Annotated in this window: 17 protein-coding genes; 8 read left to right on the top strand and 9 right to left on the bottom strand. The window is 63.0% G+C overall.

The features are described from left to right. Window positions 1–6 precede the first annotated feature (6 nt). The 5 genes from ACZ0BA_RS27295 to ACZ0BA_RS27275 all read right to left on the bottom strand — a co-directional run bounded on the left by ACZ0BA_RS27295 (window position 7) and on the right by ACZ0BA_RS27275 (window position 5,324). Complete coding sequence (locus ACZ0BA_RS27295; protein ID WP_463454266.1) at window positions 7–999, bottom strand: LacI family DNA-binding transcriptional regulator; 993 nt, start codon at window positions 997–999, stop codon at window positions 7–9. Window positions 1,000–1,111: 112 nt separating this feature from the next. Continuing rightward, window positions 1,112–2,515 (bottom strand): MFS transporter, encoded by a 1,404-nt coding sequence (locus ACZ0BA_RS27290; protein ID WP_463454265.1) that lies wholly within the window; start codon window positions 2,513–2,515, stop codon window positions 1,112–1,114. A 216-nt stretch (window positions 2,516–2,731) separates the two neighbouring features. Next, the gene (locus ACZ0BA_RS27285; protein ID WP_463454263.1) at window positions 2,732–4,030 is read right to left on the bottom strand and encodes an MFS transporter; all 1,299 of its coding nucleotides are present in this window, start codon (window positions 4,028–4,030) and stop codon (window positions 2,732–2,734) included. 90 nt (window positions 4,031–4,120) lie between these two features. After that, entirely contained in the window at window positions 4,121–4,441 is a 321-nt protein-coding gene (locus tag ACZ0BA_RS27280; RefSeq protein ID WP_463454262.1) for a thioredoxin family protein, read from the bottom strand. A 10-nt stretch (window positions 4,442–4,451) separates the two neighbouring features. Then, the gene (locus ACZ0BA_RS27275; protein ID WP_463454261.1) at window positions 4,452–5,324 is read right to left on the bottom strand and encodes a ChaN family lipoprotein; all 873 of its coding nucleotides are present in this window, start codon (window positions 5,322–5,324) and stop codon (window positions 4,452–4,454) included. Window positions 5,325–5,559: 235 nt separating this feature from the next. On the opposite strand from ACZ0BA_RS27275, the gene ACZ0BA_RS27270 reads away from it, so the two are divergent. Next, window positions 5,560–5,892 (top strand): PEP-CTERM sorting domain-containing protein, encoded by a 333-nt coding sequence (locus tag ACZ0BA_RS27270; RefSeq protein ID WP_463454260.1) that lies wholly within the window; start codon window positions 5,560–5,562, stop codon window positions 5,890–5,892. A gap of 69 nt (window positions 5,893–5,961) precedes the next feature. On the opposite strand, the gene ACZ0BA_RS27265 is transcribed toward ACZ0BA_RS27270, so the two are convergent. Then, window positions 5,962–6,363 carry a DUF3224 domain-containing protein gene (locus tag ACZ0BA_RS27265; RefSeq protein ID WP_463454259.1) on the bottom strand — a complete coding sequence of 134 codons (402 nt, stop codon included), beginning with the start codon at window positions 6,361–6,363 and terminating at the stop codon, window positions 5,962–5,964. A gap of 12 nt (window positions 6,364–6,375) precedes the next feature. After that, on the bottom strand, window positions 6,376–7,956 hold the full coding sequence (locus ACZ0BA_RS27260; RefSeq protein WP_463454258.1) for a sensor histidine kinase: 1,581 nt from the start codon (window positions 7,954–7,956) through the stop codon (window positions 6,376–6,378). Between the two features lie 198 nt (window positions 7,957–8,154). On the opposite strand from ACZ0BA_RS27260, the gene ACZ0BA_RS27255 reads away from it, so the two are divergent. Both ACZ0BA_RS27255 and ACZ0BA_RS27250 read left to right on the top strand, forming a co-directional pair. Next, window positions 8,155–8,520, top strand: a complete 366-nt coding sequence (locus tag ACZ0BA_RS27255; RefSeq protein ID WP_463454257.1) for a hypothetical protein — start codon at window positions 8,155–8,157, stop codon at window positions 8,518–8,520. Further along, on the top strand, window positions 8,513–9,358 hold the full coding sequence (locus tag ACZ0BA_RS27250; protein WP_463454256.1) for an HDOD domain-containing protein: 846 nt from the start codon (window positions 8,513–8,515) through the stop codon (window positions 9,356–9,358). The genes ACZ0BA_RS27255 and ACZ0BA_RS27250 overlap by 8 nt, the downstream gene beginning before the upstream one ends. 135 nt (window positions 9,359–9,493) lie before the next feature. Here the strand turns inward: ACZ0BA_RS27250 and ACZ0BA_RS27245 are convergent, their stop codons facing one another. After that, window positions 9,494–9,826, bottom strand: coding sequence for a hypothetical protein (locus ACZ0BA_RS27245; RefSeq protein WP_090323567.1), 333 nt, complete (start codon window positions 9,824–9,826; stop codon window positions 9,494–9,496). A 524-nt stretch (window positions 9,827–10,350) separates the two neighbouring features. Between ACZ0BA_RS27245 and ACZ0BA_RS27240 the strand changes: the two genes are divergently transcribed. Beyond that, window positions 10,351–11,442 carry a PhoH family protein gene (locus tag ACZ0BA_RS27240; protein ID WP_463454255.1) on the top strand — a complete coding sequence of 364 codons (1,092 nt, stop codon included), beginning with the start codon at window positions 10,351–10,353 and terminating at the stop codon, window positions 11,440–11,442. Beyond that, the gene (gene ybeY, locus ACZ0BA_RS27235) at window positions 11,426–11,890 is read left to right on the top strand and encodes an rRNA maturation RNase YbeY (RefSeq protein ID WP_463454254.1); all 465 of its coding nucleotides are present in this window, start codon (window positions 11,426–11,428) and stop codon (window positions 11,888–11,890) included. The genes ACZ0BA_RS27240 and ybeY overlap by 17 nt, the downstream gene beginning before the upstream one ends. Here the strand turns inward: ybeY and ACZ0BA_RS27230 are convergent. Next, complete coding sequence (locus ACZ0BA_RS27230; RefSeq protein WP_463454252.1) at window positions 11,878–12,204, bottom strand: YrhB domain-containing protein; 327 nt, start codon at window positions 12,202–12,204, stop codon at window positions 11,878–11,880. The genes ybeY and ACZ0BA_RS27230 overlap by 13 nt on opposite strands. 293 nt (window positions 12,205–12,497) lie before the next feature. Between ACZ0BA_RS27230 and ACZ0BA_RS27225 the strand changes: the two genes are divergently transcribed. The 3 genes from ACZ0BA_RS27225 to glyQ all read left to right on the top strand — a co-directional run bounded on the left by ACZ0BA_RS27225 (window position 12,498) and on the right by glyQ (window position 15,985). Beyond that, a complete protein-coding gene (locus tag ACZ0BA_RS27225) occupies window positions 12,498–13,388 on the top strand; it encodes an HlyC/CorC family transporter (RefSeq protein ID WP_463454251.1) in 891 nt (296 codons plus the stop codon). Continuing rightward, on the top strand, window positions 13,388–14,959 hold the full coding sequence (lnt, locus tag ACZ0BA_RS27220) for an apolipoprotein N-acyltransferase (protein ID WP_463454250.1): 1,572 nt from the start codon (window positions 13,388–13,390) through the stop codon (window positions 14,957–14,959). The genes ACZ0BA_RS27225 and lnt overlap by 1 nt, the downstream gene beginning before the upstream one ends. 99 nt (window positions 14,960–15,058) lie before the next feature. Next, complete coding sequence (gene glyQ / locus ACZ0BA_RS27215) at window positions 15,059–15,985, top strand: glycine--tRNA ligase subunit alpha (protein WP_463454249.1); 927 nt, start codon at window positions 15,059–15,061, stop codon at window positions 15,983–15,985. The last annotated feature ends 5 nt before the right edge of the window (window positions 15,986–15,990 follow it).

The raw sequence follows: 15,990 nt of genomic DNA, 5'->3' as shown, positions 1-15,990 counted from the left end.
CGCGGCTTAATTGCGTTTGGCGATCGAGGTGCGCAGCACCAGTTGTGGTTCGATCATCGTGGTGTCCGACGGCGGCTTGCCGTCGATGGCGGCGATCAGCTTTTCCATCGCCGCCACGCCCATGCGCTCACTTTGCAGATCGACCGTGGTCAGCGCGGGCGACGTGTATTGGCCGTACTGGATGTTGTCGAAGCCGGCCACCGAGATGTCGGTTGGCAGGGTGAAGCCCAAGGTTTGCGCCGCCTTCATGAAGCCGAGCGCGATCAGGTCGTTGTAGCAGATCAAAGCGTCCGGATGCTCGGCGCCCAGCATGATGGCCGAGCACAGGCGCTCGCCCTCCGCCGACGTCGGCGCGCTGCCTTCGTAGACCGTCAATTCCTGCCCGTAGCCCTTCAGGCATTCCTGGATCGCGTCCAGCCGGTCCTCGTCGCGGCGCGAGCGCGGGAAGCGCAGGTAGGCGATTCGCTTGTGCCCCAGCGAGACCAGGTGCCGCACCAGCATGCCGGCGCCGCGATGGTCGTCGCTGCCGACCCACGGTAAATTCAACCGCGCCGGCCGGCCGAAATACACCAGCGGCTTGCCCAGGTCCATGACCCAGTCCATTTCCGATTCGAGCATGCGCGAGAAGATGATCAGCCCATCGACCCGCCGGCTGAGCGCCTCGAGCAAGGGCCGCTCGCGGTCGGGATTTTCTTCGGTGTCGACCAGCAGCAAGGTGTAGCCGTGCGCCAGCGCGACCCGGTTGGCGCCCTTGACGATGCTGGTGAAGTGGGGATTGCCGACGTCCAGCACCGACAGGCCGATGCTCTTGGTGCGCCCGGTGATCATCGATTGCGCCAGCGGATTGGAACGGTAGCCGAGGCGCGCGATGACGTCCTTGATGGTCGCCTCGACCGCCGGCGAAAAGCGCTGCGCGCCGTTGACGAATTTGGAGACGGTGGCCGTGGAGACACCGGCGGCCGCTGCGACGTCGCGTATGGTTGCTACATTTTTTTTCATGATCGGGTTGTCGGGTCGGCGCGGCGCCAAAGCGGCGATATTAGCACGCGCCGTTCAACCCTCCGGCGGCAGCGCCGGCCGGGAAGCCGACGCCGCGCCCAACCCGGCCCGCCTACAGGTCGGTGATTTCCTTATGGCGCGGCACCAGCGCCTTCATCACGCCCCACGCCACCAGGTAGGCCAGCGCGCAGATGGCGAACATGATCATGTAGCCGGTGCGGATGTCGTTGACCGATTTGTAGTAATCGAACACCCAGCCACCCAGCTTGGTCAGCGCGACGCCGCCGATGCCGCCGGCCATGCCACCGATGCCGATCACCGACGCCACCGATTTTTGCGGGAACATGTCCGACACGGTGGTGAAGATATTGGCCGACCAGGCCTGGTGCGCCGAGGCGCCCACGCCGATCAGCAGCACCGGCACCCAGAAGCTGATCTCGCCCAGCGGTTGGGCCAGCAGCACCACCAGCGGGAAGAAGGCGATGACCAGCATGGCCTTCATGCGGCCGTCGTACGGCGCGTAACCGCGCGACATGAAGTAACTCGGGAACCAGCCGCCTCCGATCGAACCGATCATCGTCATGCTATACAACACGGCCAGCGGCACAATGATGGCGTCGCCCTTCATGCCGTATTGCGCCGACAGGTAGGTGGGGAGCCAGAACAGGAAGAACCACCAGACGCCGTCGGTCATGAATTTACCGAAGGCGAAGGCCCAGGTCTGACGGTATTTCAGCAGCTGGAACCACGAGACTTTTTTGGCGGCGGCGGCCGACGCTTCTTCGGTTTTCTCGACCGGCTGCACCGAGTCGCTGCGGATGTAGGCCAGTTCGGCCTTCGACAGGCGCTTTTGCTGTTCCGGCTTTTCGTACAGCCAAAGCCACACGGCCATCCACAGGAAGCCCAGCGCGCCGATGATGATAAAGGCCGACTGCCAGCCGTACAGCGCGGCGATGACCGGCACCGTGATCGGCGCCAGGATCGCGCCGATGTTGGCGCCGGAGTTGAAAATGCCGGTGGCAAAGGAGCGTTCCTTCTTGGGGAAGTACTCGGCGGTGGCCTTGATCGCGGCCGGGAAGTTGCCCGCCTCGCCGACCGCCAGCACCGCGCGCGAAATCATGAAGCCGACAATCGACGGCACCAGCACCACGCCGAACGCGGCGCCGAGCACGGCGACGCCCTCGCCCATCGGCACCGAGAACGCGTGCAGGATGGCGCCGAGCGACCAGATGACGATCGCCACCACGTAGGCGGCCTTGGTGCCGATCTTGTCGACCACGCGGCCGGCGAACAGCATCGAGATCGCGTACACGAACTGGAAGGCGGCGGCGATGTTGGCGTAGTCGGTATTGGTCCAGCCGAATTCCTTGGACAGGTCGGGCGCCAGCAGGCTCAATACCTGGCGGTCCAGGTAGTTGACGGTGGTGGCAAAAAACAACAGTGCACAGATGGTCCATCGGTATTTACCGACGGTTTGGCCCACCACGTGCGGAGTTACTGGCTCGCTCAGGTTCATGGCATCACTTATGTTTTGGTTTTGGTGATGATCTCTCGGTCTCCACGAGATCACTTTAGTCGTATGTCATCGTACAACTATAAAATTTGTTAAGCAAGCACAAAGATCAGCCGGTTGAAGTGGTTATGCGCAAGAAAATGATTGATTCGTGACGCGGCGGCGCCGACCGCTGATCGGCGCCGCGTCCGCTCCAATGGAGCGGTGTTGTGGATGACCTCAGGCGGCCTTGGCGACGCGGGCGTCGCCGGTCCCCACCAGCAACAGCGCGATCAGGCTGATCACGGCCGCGCCGGACAAATAGTAGCCGACGTACTGCAAGCCGTAGTTGGTCGCCAGCCAGGTGGCGATGTACGGCGCCAGCGAGGCGCCGAGAATGCCGGCCAGGTTGAACGTCAGCGAGGCGCCGGTGTAGCGCACCTCCGGCGGGAACAGTTCGGACAGGATGGTGCCCAGCGGGCCGTAGGTCATGCCCATCAGCCCCAGGCCGAGCGACAGGAACACGGTAATCTGCACCAGGCTGCCGGAGCCGAACAGCGGCGCCAGCGCCAGCCCGAACACGGCGATCGCCGCCGAGACCCAGATCAAGGTGGTGCGGCGGCCGTAGCGGTCGGCCCACAGCGCGGCGACCGGGATCGTCAGGCCGAAGAACAGCACCGCGATCAATTGCTGGATCAGGAAATCCTTGCGGCTGAACTTGAGCGCCGTGGTGCCCCAGCTGAGCGCGAACACCGTCATCAGGTAGAACAGCACGAAGGTGGCCAGCGCGATCAGCGTGCCCAGCACCAGCACGCGGCCATGGTCGCGGAACACCGTCACCACCGGCACCTTGACGCGTTCGTTCTTGTCGAGCACCTTCTGGAAGTCCGGCGTCTCGTGGATTTTCAGGCGGATGTACAGGCCGACGATCACCAGCAGCGAGCTGGCCAGGAACGGGATGCGCCAGCCATAGCTGAAGAATTCGGCGTCGGTCAGCACTTCGCTCAGCAGCAGGAAAATGCCGCCCGACAGGAAGAAGCCGATCGGCGCGCCCAGTTGCGGGAACATGCCGTACCAGGCGCGTTTGCCCGGCGGCGCGTTCTCGGTGGCCAGCAATACCGCGCCGCCCCACTCGCCGCCCAGGCCCAGGCCCTGGCCGAAGCGGCACAGCGCCAGCAGCGCCGGCGCCAGCGTGCCGATCTGCGCGTAGGTCGGCAGCATGCCGATCACCACGGTCGAGATGCCCATCATCAGCAACGCCGCGACCAGGGTGGCCTTGCGGCCGATGCGGTCGCCGAAGTGGCCGAACACGGCCGAGCCCACCGGGCGCGCGAAGAAGGCGATGGCGAACGTGGCCAGCGACTGCAAGGTGGCGGCGGCCGGATCGCTGGCGGGGAAGAACAGCTTGGGGAACACCAGCACGGCGGCGGTGGCGTAGATATAGAAATCGAAGAATTCGATCGTGGTGCCGATCAGACTGGCAAACAGCACCGTGGATGGCGAATTGGTCTTGGACGATCCCGGTTGAGACTTGCTCATGCGTGAGGCTCCTGCGGATGGGTGGTGCGCCTCATCATACACACCACGTCCGCAGCTTGCCAAGCAGATATGATTGCTCTTTGTGAGCGGTTAGTGATCGATTTGCGACAGCCCGGCGGCGATTTCGCCGGGTGCGAGCGGACGCACCACGCGCGCCACTTCCTGGCCGTCGCGCAGGAAGATCAGTGTCGGCCACAGCTTGACGCGGTAGGAGCGGCCCAGCGGACGGCCGGGTCCGTCCTCGACCTTGTAGTGGTTGACGGCGTCATGCCCGGCCATCGCCTGTTGCAACGGCGGCTGCGCGGCCATGCAGTGCCCGCACCAGTTGGCGCCGAATTCCAGCAACGTGGCGCCGGGCATGGCGTCGATCTCGGCACGCTGCGGCGCCTCCGGAATGTAGACAGTTTTCATCTCTATCGTTCTATTTGGTCTTGAATTTGGCACATGGATCGGCGCGCTGTTGCGTCTTGAGGTTGTGCACCACGTCGTACAGGCCGGCACTGTCGCCGCCCTCCACAAAACCCTCGCTGCGCACGGTCAGTATAGGCTCAATCAGATTGAGCCAGCGCGCGACTCCGATGTCCTTGCGCACGTGTCCGTTGCCGGCGATTAGCACCACGTCGAGCGGCCGCTGGTCGCGGACGATCTTGGCCATCCAGATATCGCGGGCGACCTGGGCGTTGACCATGCCGTCGATCATCATCTCCGGCATCATGTTGCAGTGGCCGATGGCGATCTCCTTTTGCTGGGCGGCGCGAACGTCGGCCGGCAGCGGCTGGTCCAGCCGGTAGTCCTTGATGCTTTGCGGGTCGAAGGTGGCGGTGATGCCGTCGCGCACCACGCGCGAGGCGTCGGCGCGCGACAGGTTGCCGGCGACCAAAGGCAAGTGGTAGGTCAGCGCCAGCTGGATCAGCGGGTAATACAATTGCCAGTCCCAGCGGGCGCCATTGACGACGCGGATCACGCACTGCGCGTCGAGACAGCCTTTTTGCGCCTTGTTCAGCAAGTCCTGGTCTTCACGGTCGAACTGTTCCATGACGATGGCCGGCCGCCAGCCGCCCTCCACCCGCTGGCGCAGCAAATCATAGCGCAGCCGGTGCCCCGGGACATTGTCGTGTACCTCGCCCAGCAACCACACCTGCGGATTGGGGCCGACCGGTGCCGTCGCAGCCTCCCCGGCGTCCGGCGCCGCCGCTTGACGTGGGCCGCCGGCACACCCGGCCAGCGTTAACAGACCGACAAATATTGTCGTAAATCCAATTGTCCGCCAGCTTTTTTTATTTATGGATATCATCCTGCTCCTCACCTCTGCATTCGCAAAAAAGTTGCGGTAAATGCCAAATACCACCCGCTGTTGTTGCGGTGCAATAAAAAATTTCTCTGACATAAACACAGATAGTAATATGTTATGAATTGTGGTTTAATAGTCTTTGCGCAATAAACGTCCAACGCACTGCGGCCGCAAGTTTAGGGTGTCTGCATTAAATTGCTCTTAACGCCGCCGCCGCAGTATTGCCATAGGAAGAAATATGAAAATAACAAAACTTTTAACATCCCTGCTATTCGCGCTGAGCTTTGCCGGCGCGGCCCATGCCAAGGCCGACGCCGCACCTGCGACGCCTAACGCAACTGCAACAATTGACGCGGAAAAATGCGCGCCGGACTCGACAGCTCCATGCCTGACGGCCGACGACGACAATGTCGATCTCGCCGCGTTGCCGAAAGCCAGTCCGCCGCAGCAGGTCGACGCCGCCGCTTCCCCGGTGCCGGAACCGCAAACCTTCGCCATGATGGCGCTGGGTCTGGCGCTGCTAGGGTTCTCCTCGCGACGCCGCCAGCCATCGGCCAAGTTCGAGAACTAAGGCGCGTTACGTGGCACGACAAATCCCGCCCGGTGCGGGATTTTTTTCGTCCATTGGCACCAAGGGTCGTTAATCGGCGCCCGCCAATACGTAGTCGAAATCGTAGTAGTGTTTGCCGCCTTCGATGCGGATGTTCAAGGTGCCGCTGAGGCCTTCGAGCTCGTCCCGGCCCGAATCGGGCACCACGGCCACCGCCAGACTGGGCGATCCGCGCTCCATGATGCCGCGATGGTGCAACAGAAAGTTGCCGTGCCTGCCTTCGAGACTGCCCTCGACCCGCTCGATGGCCACGTACACGCCCGAGCCCAGTTCGCTGTCCATATAGGCCAGCATCTCCCCCTTGCCGCTGGCACTCAGCGCGCCATGGTATTGCTTGTCGAGCGACATGCGGCCCACGCCCGTGTCGGCCGCGACCGCCGACGTCGATTCCGGCTGCATCTTGACGCTGAACTCCCCTGATATCCTGCTCATCGCTGCTCCTGGTTACGCGGGCAGGCGCGCTTCCGCCTGCCCGCTGGTGTCGTCGACCGGCGTCACGCACGGCATGCGCAGCGTGAAACTGGCGCCATGGCCCAGCACGCTGGCGACCGTGACCGTGCCGCCGAATTGTTTGGCCATCAGGTTGAACACGATGTTCAGCCCGAGCCCGGTGCCGCCCTGTCCGCGCCGGGTGGTCACGAACGGATCGAACACCTTGTCCAACATTTCCGGCGCGATGCCCTTGCCGTTGTCGCTGACCCGCATCTCGATCCAGTCGCCCTGGCGCACAACGTCGATGGTGATGCGGCCTTCGTCGTCCGGCTCGAAGGCGTGGTCGACGCAGTTGAGCGTCAGATTGGTGATCACCTGCGCCAGCGCGCCCGGGTAGCTGTCGAGCATGATGTCGGGCGGGCAATCGATGCCGACCGCGATATGCGTCTTCTTCAGCTTCGGCTGCAGGCTGGACACGACCTCGTTGATATAGTCGCGCAATTCGAAGCGCCGGCGCGCCTCGCTGACCTGGTCGACGGCGATCTGCTTGAAGCTGTGGATCAGGTGGGCGGCGCGATAGGCGTTGTTCATGATCAGGCGCGTGCTTTCGGCGGCCGTGTCCAGATAGCGCAGGATGTCGGATTTCTTGATGTTGCCGCCCTCGACGGCCAGTTGCACCTTCTCGGTCGCCTCCATCAGCACCGAGGCGCTGGTCAGCGCGATGCCGACCGGCGTGTTGATTTCGTGGGCGACGCCGGCCACCAGGCCGCCCAGCGAGGCGAGCCGCTCGGCCTGCAACAGCGATTCCTGCGTACGGCGCAGGTCGGCCATGGCTTTGGCGGTGGCCTGGGCCGATTTGCGGGCCTCGTCCTCGGCCTCGCGGATGCGCTGGATGTTCGATTTGACCTTGCGCTGGATGGCGTTGAAGCCGCGGATGACCTCGCCGAGCTCGTCGTGGCGGCTGTCGGCCAGTTCCTCGACCTCGTCGCTGCCGCGCGTGGCCAGGTCGAACAAACCGTCGCGCAGGCGCTTGAGCGGGTCGAACACGATACGCAGCGACAACGCCAGCGCCGCCACCAAAATCAGGTCGAGCAGCAACACCTCGATCACCTTGCGGCGCACCTCGGCCGCCAGTGTGGCGTCGATCTGAGCGCGGCTGAAATTGACCACCACGCGGCCGACGATGACCGGCTTGAGCGCGGACCCGGCGGCGCCGGAGTCGCGATAGGCCAGGTCGGCGACCACCGGCGTGCCGGCGACGGCGGCGTCGTTCTCGATGGCGCTGATTTTGCCGTCCTCGTGGCGCAGGCGGCCTGAGAAAAGCCCGACCGAGGTGTCGTAGACGCGGATCGACACCAGTTCGGGCGGCATCATTTCGGCCGCGACGATGTTGTCGACCTTGGCCTTGTCCAGGTCCCACAGGGCTGACGGCAAACTGGTTTGCAGTCGCGTCAGCACACCCTGGCGCAGGCGCTGGCTGCTCACTTCGAGTTCGTGACCCAGGCTATATTGCGCATAGGTGCCGGAAATGCCCAGCACCAGGGTCACGATGACCACGAAGAGCAGCGTCAAACGGCCTTGAATACCAGACATCGAACAACCTCCCCCGACCACGTATTTGACGGCAACGTCCCAATGTACGGTATGGGCTGCGTCTTGGCAAGAATTTGGACCATCGACGCCGGGGGCGGCCCGCCGCCGGCAGACTTCCCCGGCGGGCAATGGTAATATCGAGACCTACGTGGGCCGCCCGAAGCGCCGGCCAACAACCCGAACATCACCGGAGGCACCATGGCGGGCAATTATCATCAACTGGCGATCGCCGAGGTGCGGCCCGGCATGGTCCTGTCCGACGTGCTGCTCGACGCCCAGGGCCATGTGCTGCTGCCGCAGGGCACCGTGCTGACCGAGGCCACGCTGGCGCTGATGCCGCGCCACGGTATCGCCGTGCTGCCGATCGTGCGCGAGGAAGTGGCGCCGGAGGTGGCGCAGGCCGTGCTGACCCGGCATCAGGCCCGTATCGACAGCCTTTTCCGAAAAAACGATGCCGACAGCGACAGCGACTGGGCTACCGCGCTGCTGCGCCGTTTCGTCACCGACTTCCGGCTCGGCGCGCCGGAACAGGAGCAGACCAGGGAGAACCCGGCACATGAGTAACACGCTCAGCTACGACGACGTCGTGCGCAACCTCGACGACCTGCCGTCGCTGCCCGCAGTGGTGATGGAATTGCTCAACAGCATAGACCAGGACGATGTCGATATCTCCGTGCTGGCCAAGAAGGTGTCGTACGACCAGGCGCTGACCGCCAAGACGCTGCGGCTGGCCAATTCGTCGCTCTACGGATTGCAGGTCAAGGTCACCACCATCCAGCAGGCGATCACCTACCTGGGTTTCCAGACCACCCGCAACCTGATCACGGCGGCGGCCGTCACCGGCTGCTTCGCCGAGGGCCACTGCCCCGGCTTTGACCACAAGGCATTCTGGCGCCATTCGATTGCCACGGCCGCCTGCGCCAAGGTGCTGGCGCGGCAAATGCGCTTTAATCAGGACTACGCCTTCACGGCCGGGTTGCTGCACGACATAGGCAGGCTGGTGCTGGTATCGTGCTTCCCGAACCAATATTCCATCACACTGGCCTACCGCGAGGAACACGACTGTTATTTGCTGGAAGCCGAACGCAAGGTGCTGGGCGTCGATCACGTCGACGCCGGCATGGCGCTGGCAGAACACTGGAATTTTTCCGACACGATGCGGCTGGCCATCGGCGGCCACCACGATCCGGAAGCGCCCGGCGCGGGCTTTTTGGCGACCATCATTCATGTGGCCGACGCCATCGTGCACGCGCTCGATCTGGCGCAGGTGCGGGACGATCTGGTCCCGCCCGTGTCCACCGTGGCCTGGACCGCGCTAGGCCTCGATGAGGAAATCTATCTGCAACTGTTCCGTGAAACCGAACTGCAGTATGAAGAAATTTCGATGGTGCTGCTGAGCTAACAGACTACGCTGACGGACTGTCTACCTGGACAAAACGCACGAAAACAAAGAACGCTACCTGCCGGCCGGTTGGACGCGACGTCGAATGGACGCAACGTCAACCGCGGCGCGGCAGGTGCGGAAGCTGCGGGCGCATTAATGACGCGCGTAGTTTCCGGCCTCGGCCTTTTCTGGACGCTCTTCAGGCTTCGGACGGCCCTGGGCATCGGACAGGCGGTACTTGGTGCGGCGGTCGCCCATCAAATCACGGAGGTCGCGAATGCTCATGCCGGTCACTTCGTGCATGCGGATCAGCAGCGAAGCGCCGACCGGCAAACGGTGGTGACGGATTTTGCTGATGACTGGCGGAGCCACTTCCAGCAGGCGCGACAGCGCGGCGTCGTTTTTCAGTTGCATCTTGCCGAGCAGTATGTCCAGCAGATGGTTCGGGTTATAGCTTTCTTGGGAAGCAAGAGCGTGGTGTGCCATGATTTTCCTCGGTGGTTGGTTGGAGAGATAGTGCTGGTCGGAACTTAAGGACAACTTAGAATTTATCAATTATCTGCATGTTGGATAAGCAGCTAACAGAGCGTCTAAATTACCTGCGGCCCGGCCTCCTAATTGCCTTTCGTGCAAGAGAATTCTATGCTTAAAGGGACTGCTCTAGCTGGCGGACGGTGGCCAAAGATTGTTTGACATCAACCGCCGGCTAGAAAACTTAACAACTATGCTATTTCATCACATGGGGCCGGAGGGTGTCGCACGCAACAACTTGTAGGAAACTGTTACATGAAGCAAGTTCATGCAGAGCAAGGCCGGTTCGCTACCCAGCGGCAATTGTGTCGTGGTTGGGGCAACGGCTGGCGGGCCGGGGACCGCTGTGGGCGGGCCCGGCAGTGGCCGGAGCCCCGCTTCAAAATGCGGCGCGGGCGCGGTTTGCATCGGCAAATTAAGCTAAACTAGCGCCTGCGCGCAGTGCGCCCCATCCCGCCTCATCTTATTTAGTCATTCCATTGAAAACCAAAACACCCGTTCAGCCGCATTATTTTGTTCCAGAGCCGCTCGATAACTCGCGCCTGGCCCATTTGTGCGGTCCCCTCGACGAAAACCTGCGGCAGATTTCCGCAGCGCTGGACGTCACCATCTTCCGTCGCGGCGAGAAATTCATCGTCAGCGGCCACAATGCAGAGCGCGCGGTACAAATCCTCGAGCAGTTCTACGCGGTCGCCAACAAGGTCGTCCCGATTGAAGAAGTGCAACTTGCGCTGGTGGAGCAGCGCGCCGGCCTGGCCGCAGCGGCCACGGCCGCCGCTGGGACGACCGCCTCCGGCGGCGACAGCAAGCCGCATTCGGTGGCCGAGGCGCCGTTCGTGGAGCCGGACATCAACAGCCCGGTGCTCAAGACGCGCCGCGCCGACCTGCGCGGGCGCACGCCGCACCAGATCCGCTATCTGCGCAACATTCTGGAGCACGACATCAGCTTCGGCGTCGGCCCGGCCGGCACCGGCAAGACTTATCTGGCCGTGGCCTGCGCCGTCGACGCGCTCGAGCGCGATGCCGTCAAGCGCATCATCCTGACCCGTCCGGCCGTCGAGGCCGGCGAGCGGCTCGGCTTCCTGCCGGGCGACCTGGCGCAAAAGGTCGATCCGTATCTGCGGCCGCTGTACGACGCGCTGTACGACCTGCTGGGCTTCGACCGCACGCAGAAAATGTTCGAGAAGCAGGTCATCGAGATCGCGCCGCTGGCGTATATGCGGGGGCGCACCCTGAACCACGCGTTCGTGATCCTCGACGAGGCGCAAAACACCACCGTCGAGCAAATGAAAATGTTCCTCACGCGCATAGGTTTCGGCAGCAAGGCCGTTATCACGGGCGACGTCACGCAGGTGGACTTGCACAAGAGCCAGAAAAGCGGCCTGGTGGACGCGGTCCAGGTGTTGAAGGATGTGCGCGGCATCGCCTTCAGCCATTTCAACAGCGAAGACGTGGTACGGCACCCGCTGGTGGCGCGCATCGTCGACGCCTACGAAACGGCGCACAACCACGAAGCCGAGATCGCTCCCCTACTCAAAGCCACCGCACTGAAAAATGTCCGTAAAAAATAAATTGACCTTGTCGGTGCAGTATCCCGATGCCCGTTTGAAAGAAGTCATCACCCGTGCGGCGATCCGCAAATGGATACAGGCGGCGCTGTTCGCCCCGGCCGAGCTGACCATCCGTTTCGTCGACGCCGACGAAGGGCGCGCGCTCAACAAGCAATACCGCGGCAAGGACTACGCCACCAACGTGTTGACCTTCGCCTACAACGAAGGCGAGGAACTGGATGACGACGCCCCCACGCGGGCCGACATCATCCTGTGCACCGACGTGCTGGAGAAGGAAGCAGCCGAGCAGAATAAATCGCTGGAGGAGCACACCGCGCACCTGATCGTGCATGGCGTGCTGCACGCGCAGGGCTACGACCACGAGGACGACGAGGAAGCGGCCGAGATGGAAGGCATCGAAACGGAGCTGTTGGCCGAACTCGGCTACGCCGATCCCTATGCGGAATGACTCAGGCGCCCATCAGCTCCGGCGTCGGACAGTTGGGAGATCGCCTGCTGCCAAGGCACTGCTGTGGGCAGCGTGGCGACCTCTCCGTCCCTGAGAACCAAAATTGGTCCGTTGCCTGCGAGCGCAAACATGGGGTCGCGGGTCCGGAGAAAATCGGCTGAATTGTAGAAAAACAGCCAGCCTTGCTTCAACTCTTTCGTTTCGGCGGCCAAAATGTGGAATTCATCGCCCGCCAACCTGCCAAGCTGCTCGACCTTTGCTTGAGCGATTTTTAGAGCGGCGCCGCGATTGAGCTTATCATTGAGCGTATCCATTAGTTGCTCCTTAAAAAACGAAACCCGGTGTAGCCGATGACCACTGCGGCTGCGCCGGTTTGCCCGTGTCGGATTGATGCGTCGAACCGTGCCGGCCAGGATACCCATTGCACGGCCACTATCGCAGGAAGAATTCGACCAGCATGCCCGATAAATCGGCCGGTGCGCTGAGAAAACTCAAACGTTATCTCGAGTCGTTCCCCCACAAGATTCGCTGTTTTTCCGTCAAAAACCTGCTAACTTCCGCTTTTGGTGTATCCTATACCCCTTCGTAACAACGGCTCACGCCTACTATGCAAGAGCACTCTAGTGGCGTCAAAACTGACGCCAAACCCCATCGGTCACTGTTTGAACGCCTGACCGCACTGATTTCCCCCGAGCCTGAGAACCGAGCGGAACTGCTCGAAGTTCTGCACGACGCGCACGAACGCAACCTGATCGACGCCGACGCCTTGTCGATGATCGAAGGCGTGTTCCAGGTCTCCGACCTGTCCGCGCGCGACATCATGATTCCCCGTTCGCAAATGGATGTCATCGACATCTCCAAGCCGATCGAGGAATGGATGCCGCAAGTGCTGGCCACGGCCCACTCGCGCTTCCCCGCCATCGAGGGCGAGCGCGACAAGGTAATCGGCATCCTGCTGGCCAAGGACCTGCTGCGCTACTACGCCGAAGAATCGTTCGACGTCCGCGACATGCTGCGCCCGGCCATCTTCATCCCCGAATCCAAACGCCTGAACGTGCTGCTGCGGGACTTCCGCGCCAACCACAATCACATGGCGATCGTGGTCGACGAGTACAGCGGCGTGGCCGGCCTGATCACCATCGAGGACGTGCTCGAGCAGATCGTCGGCGACATCGAGGACGAATACGACTTCGACGAGGAAGAGGACAACATCCTCTCGATCAAGGAAGGCGTGCACGGGCCGCGCTGGCGCATCAAGGCGCTGACCGAGATCGAGCAGTTCAACGAAGAGTTGGACACCTCGCTGCCGGACGACGACGTCGACACCATCGGCGGCCTGGTCGCCAAGCACCTGGCGCGCATGCCGCACAAGGGCGACATCTTCGACTATCAGGGCATGCGCTTTGAAGTGCTGCGCGCCGACGCCCGCCAGATCCACGTGCTGCTGGTGGAAAAACTGCCGCCCGCCCCCGACGCCGGCGCCGGCGCCACGCAATAATGCGCTTTCGCCGCGCCAATCCGAACGATCCGCCCAAGCCGCAGCGCAGCACCAAAGGTCGGATGATCATCACCCTGCTGGCCGGCGCGATGTGCGTGTTCGCCTTCGCGCCGTTCGGCTGGTGGCCGCTCGAGATCCTCGGTCTGGCGACCCTCTTCTATCAAGTGCTGCGCAGCGCCGATGTCAAAAGCGCTGGCCTGATCGGCTGGGCCTTCGGCTTCGGCTGGACCGCCGCCGGCACCCACTGGCTGTATGTCTCGCTGCACGACTTCGGCGCCATGGCCGCGCCGATCGCCGTCGCCGCCGTGCTGCTGCTGGCCTGGGGCATGGGCTTCTACGTGGCGCTGGCGATGGGCGGCGCGGCCTGGCTGCGCAAACGCTGGTCGCTGCCGCTGCCGGCCGCCAACCTGCTGGTGCTGCCGGCCATGTGGGCGCTGTTCGAATGGGTGCGCGCCTGGCTGTTCACCGGCTTCCCGTGGATGTCGTCCGGCTACGCCCACAATCACAGCCCGCTGGCCGGCTACGCGCCGGTCATCGGCGTCTACGGCCTCGGATGGCTGGCGGCCGTCATCGCCGGCGCCCTGCTTTTGCTGCTGCACCGCACCCGCATCAAGGCGGCGGTGCTGGTCGTCGCCATCTGTCTCGGCGGCGTCGGCCTGACGTACCTGCAATGGACCTACCCGGAAGGCAAGCCGATTTCGGTGCGTCTGCTGCAGGGAAACATCGCGCAAAGCGAAAAATTCGACGGCGCCCGCGTCATCGAGACGATGAAGCTGTACCACGACGCCATCACCGCCGCGCCGGCCGATTTGATCGCCACGCCGGAAACGGCCATCGTCATGCTGCCGCAGCAGCTGCCGCCGGACTACCTGCCCGGCATCGCCCAGTTCCTGACCCAGACCAACAGCAACCTGATACTGGGCATTCCGATGGCCGACAGCCAGGCCGCTTATTTCAACAGCGTGATCGGCCTGACGCCACGCCAGGGCAGCGGCTACTACCGCTACGACAAGCACCACCTGGTGCCGTTCGGCGAGTTCATTCCGCTCGGCTTCCGCTGGTTCGTCAACCTGATGTCGATCCCGCTGGGCGATCAGACCAGCGGCGCCGACATCCAGCCGGCGTTCCAGATCAAGGACCAGCGCGTGCTGCCCAACATCTGCTACGAGGACTTGTTCGGCGAGGAGATCGCCGCGCAGCTGAACCACCCGGCGCAGGACCAGCAGCCGGCCACGATGCTGCTCAACGTCTCGAACCTGGCCTGGTTCGGCGACACCATCGCCATTCCGCAGCATTTGCAGATCTCGCAAATGCGCACGCTGGAGACGGGCCGGCCGATGCTGCGGGCGACCAATACCGGCGCCACCGCCATCATCGACGGCCATGGCGTGATCCGGCACCAGTTGAAGGTCAACACCTTCGGCACGCTGGCCGCCAACGTTCAGGGCATGGCGGGCAGCACCCCCTTCATCATCTGGGGCAACAAGCTGTTCCTGCTGCTGGCGGCGCTGGCGTTGGGCGGCGCATGGTTTTGGGCGCGGCGCGCAAAAAACCAGGCCAAAGCGGCGTAATCTCCACAGGCTGCCGGCAAAACCCGCTAAAATTGCCGCTTTAGCATAACCGCAACCGCACGCCCCTCGCCCCGCGAGGCGTGCCATCGACCACACAAGATGCTGACATTTCAACAAATCATTCTGACCTTGCAAACCTACTGGGACAAGCAAGGCTGCGCCCTGCTCCAGCCGTACGACATGGAAGTCGGCGCCGGCACCTTCCACACCGGGACCTTCCTGCGCGCCATCGGACCGGAACCCTGGCGCGCCGCCTACGTGCAGCCGTCGCGCCGCCCGAAGGACGGGCGCTATGGCGAGAACCCGAACCGCGGCCAGCACTACTACCAGTACCAGGTGGTGATGAAGCCGGCGCCGGAAAACATCCTCGACCTGTATCTCGGTTCGCTGGAGGCGCTGGGCCTGGACCTGAAACAGAATGATGTGCGCTTTGTCGAAGACGACTGGGAGTCGCCGACCTTGGGCGCCTGGGGCCTGGGCTGGGAAGTGTGGCTGAACGGCATGGAGGTGACGCAGTTCACCTACTTCCAGCAAGTCGGCGGCCTCGATTGCAAGCCGGTGCTCGGCGAGATCACCTACGGCATCGAACGTCTGGCGATGTACCTGCAGGGCGTGGAAAACATGTACGACCTGGTATGGACGACGTGGGAAGAAAACGGCGAGACCAAGACGCTCAAGTACGGCGACGTCTTCCACCAGAACGAAGTCGAACAATCGGCTTACAACTTCGAGCATTCGAACGCCGAACTGCTGTTCGCCCAATTCAACAACCACGAATCGGAAGCCAAGCGCCTGATCGAGGCGCAACTGACCTTGCCTGCCTATGAGCAGATCATGAAGGCGTCGCACAGCTTCAACCTGCTGGACGCGCGCGGCGCCATCTCGGTGACCGAACGCGCCGCCTACATCGGCCGCGTGCGCGCCTTGTCGCGCCTCGTGGCGCAGGCCTACTACGAGTCGCGCGAGCGCCTGGGCTTCCCGATGGCCCCTGGCCTGGCTGCCCCCGCTGCTGAACAAACTGTATAAATAAT

This window comes from Duganella sp. AC917, assembly GCF_979258245.1.
Note: the sequence above shows the minus strand (reverse complement) of the source record. Positions and strands in the feature narration are given on the sequence as shown.

Excerpts from the sequence above, each read along its gene's own strand:
- ACZ0BA_RS27295 (WP_463454266.1), bottom strand. The coding sequence starts at position 999 with ATGAAAAAAAATGTAGCAACCATACGCGACGTCGCAGCGGCCGCCGGT.
- ACZ0BA_RS27290 (WP_463454265.1), bottom strand. The coding sequence starts at position 2,515 with ATGAACCTGAGCGAGCCAGTAACTCCGCACGTGGTGGGCCAAACCGTC.
- ACZ0BA_RS27285 (WP_463454263.1), bottom strand. The coding sequence starts at position 4,030 with ATGAGCAAGTCTCAACCGGGATCGTCCAAGACCAATTCGCCATCCACG.
- ACZ0BA_RS27280 (WP_463454262.1), bottom strand. The coding sequence starts at position 4,441 with ATGAAAACTGTCTACATTCCGGAGGCGCCGCAGCGTGCCGAGATCGAC.
- ACZ0BA_RS27275 (WP_463454261.1), bottom strand. The coding sequence starts at position 5,324 with ATGATATCCATAAATAAAAAAAGCTGGCGGACAATTGGATTTACGACA.
- ACZ0BA_RS27270 (WP_463454260.1), top strand. The coding sequence starts at position 5,560 with ATGAAAATAACAAAACTTTTAACATCCCTGCTATTCGCGCTGAGCTTT.
- ACZ0BA_RS27265 (WP_463454259.1), bottom strand. The coding sequence starts at position 6,363 with ATGAGCAGGATATCAGGGGAGTTCAGCGTCAAGATGCAGCCGGAATCG.
- ACZ0BA_RS27260 (WP_463454258.1), bottom strand. The coding sequence starts at position 7,956 with ATGTCTGGTATTCAAGGCCGTTTGACGCTGCTCTTCGTGGTCATCGTG.
- ACZ0BA_RS27255 (WP_463454257.1), top strand. The coding sequence starts at position 8,155 with ATGGCGGGCAATTATCATCAACTGGCGATCGCCGAGGTGCGGCCCGGC.
- ACZ0BA_RS27250 (WP_463454256.1), top strand. The coding sequence starts at position 8,513 with ATGAGTAACACGCTCAGCTACGACGACGTCGTGCGCAACCTCGACGAC.
- ACZ0BA_RS27245 (WP_090323567.1), bottom strand. The coding sequence starts at position 9,826 with ATGGCACACCACGCTCTTGCTTCCCAAGAAAGCTATAACCCGAACCAT.
- ybeY (WP_463454254.1), top strand. The coding sequence starts at position 11,426 with ATGTCCGTAAAAAATAAATTGACCTTGTCGGTGCAGTATCCCGATGCC.
- ACZ0BA_RS27230 (WP_463454252.1), bottom strand. The coding sequence starts at position 12,204 with ATGGATACGCTCAATGATAAGCTCAATCGCGGCGCCGCTCTAAAAATC.
- ACZ0BA_RS27225 (WP_463454251.1), top strand. The coding sequence starts at position 12,498 with ATGCAAGAGCACTCTAGTGGCGTCAAAACTGACGCCAAACCCCATCGG.
- lnt (WP_463454250.1), top strand. The coding sequence starts at position 13,388 with ATGCGCTTTCGCCGCGCCAATCCGAACGATCCGCCCAAGCCGCAGCGC.
- glyQ (WP_463454249.1), top strand. The coding sequence starts at position 15,059 with ATGCTGACATTTCAACAAATCATTCTGACCTTGCAAACCTACTGGGAC.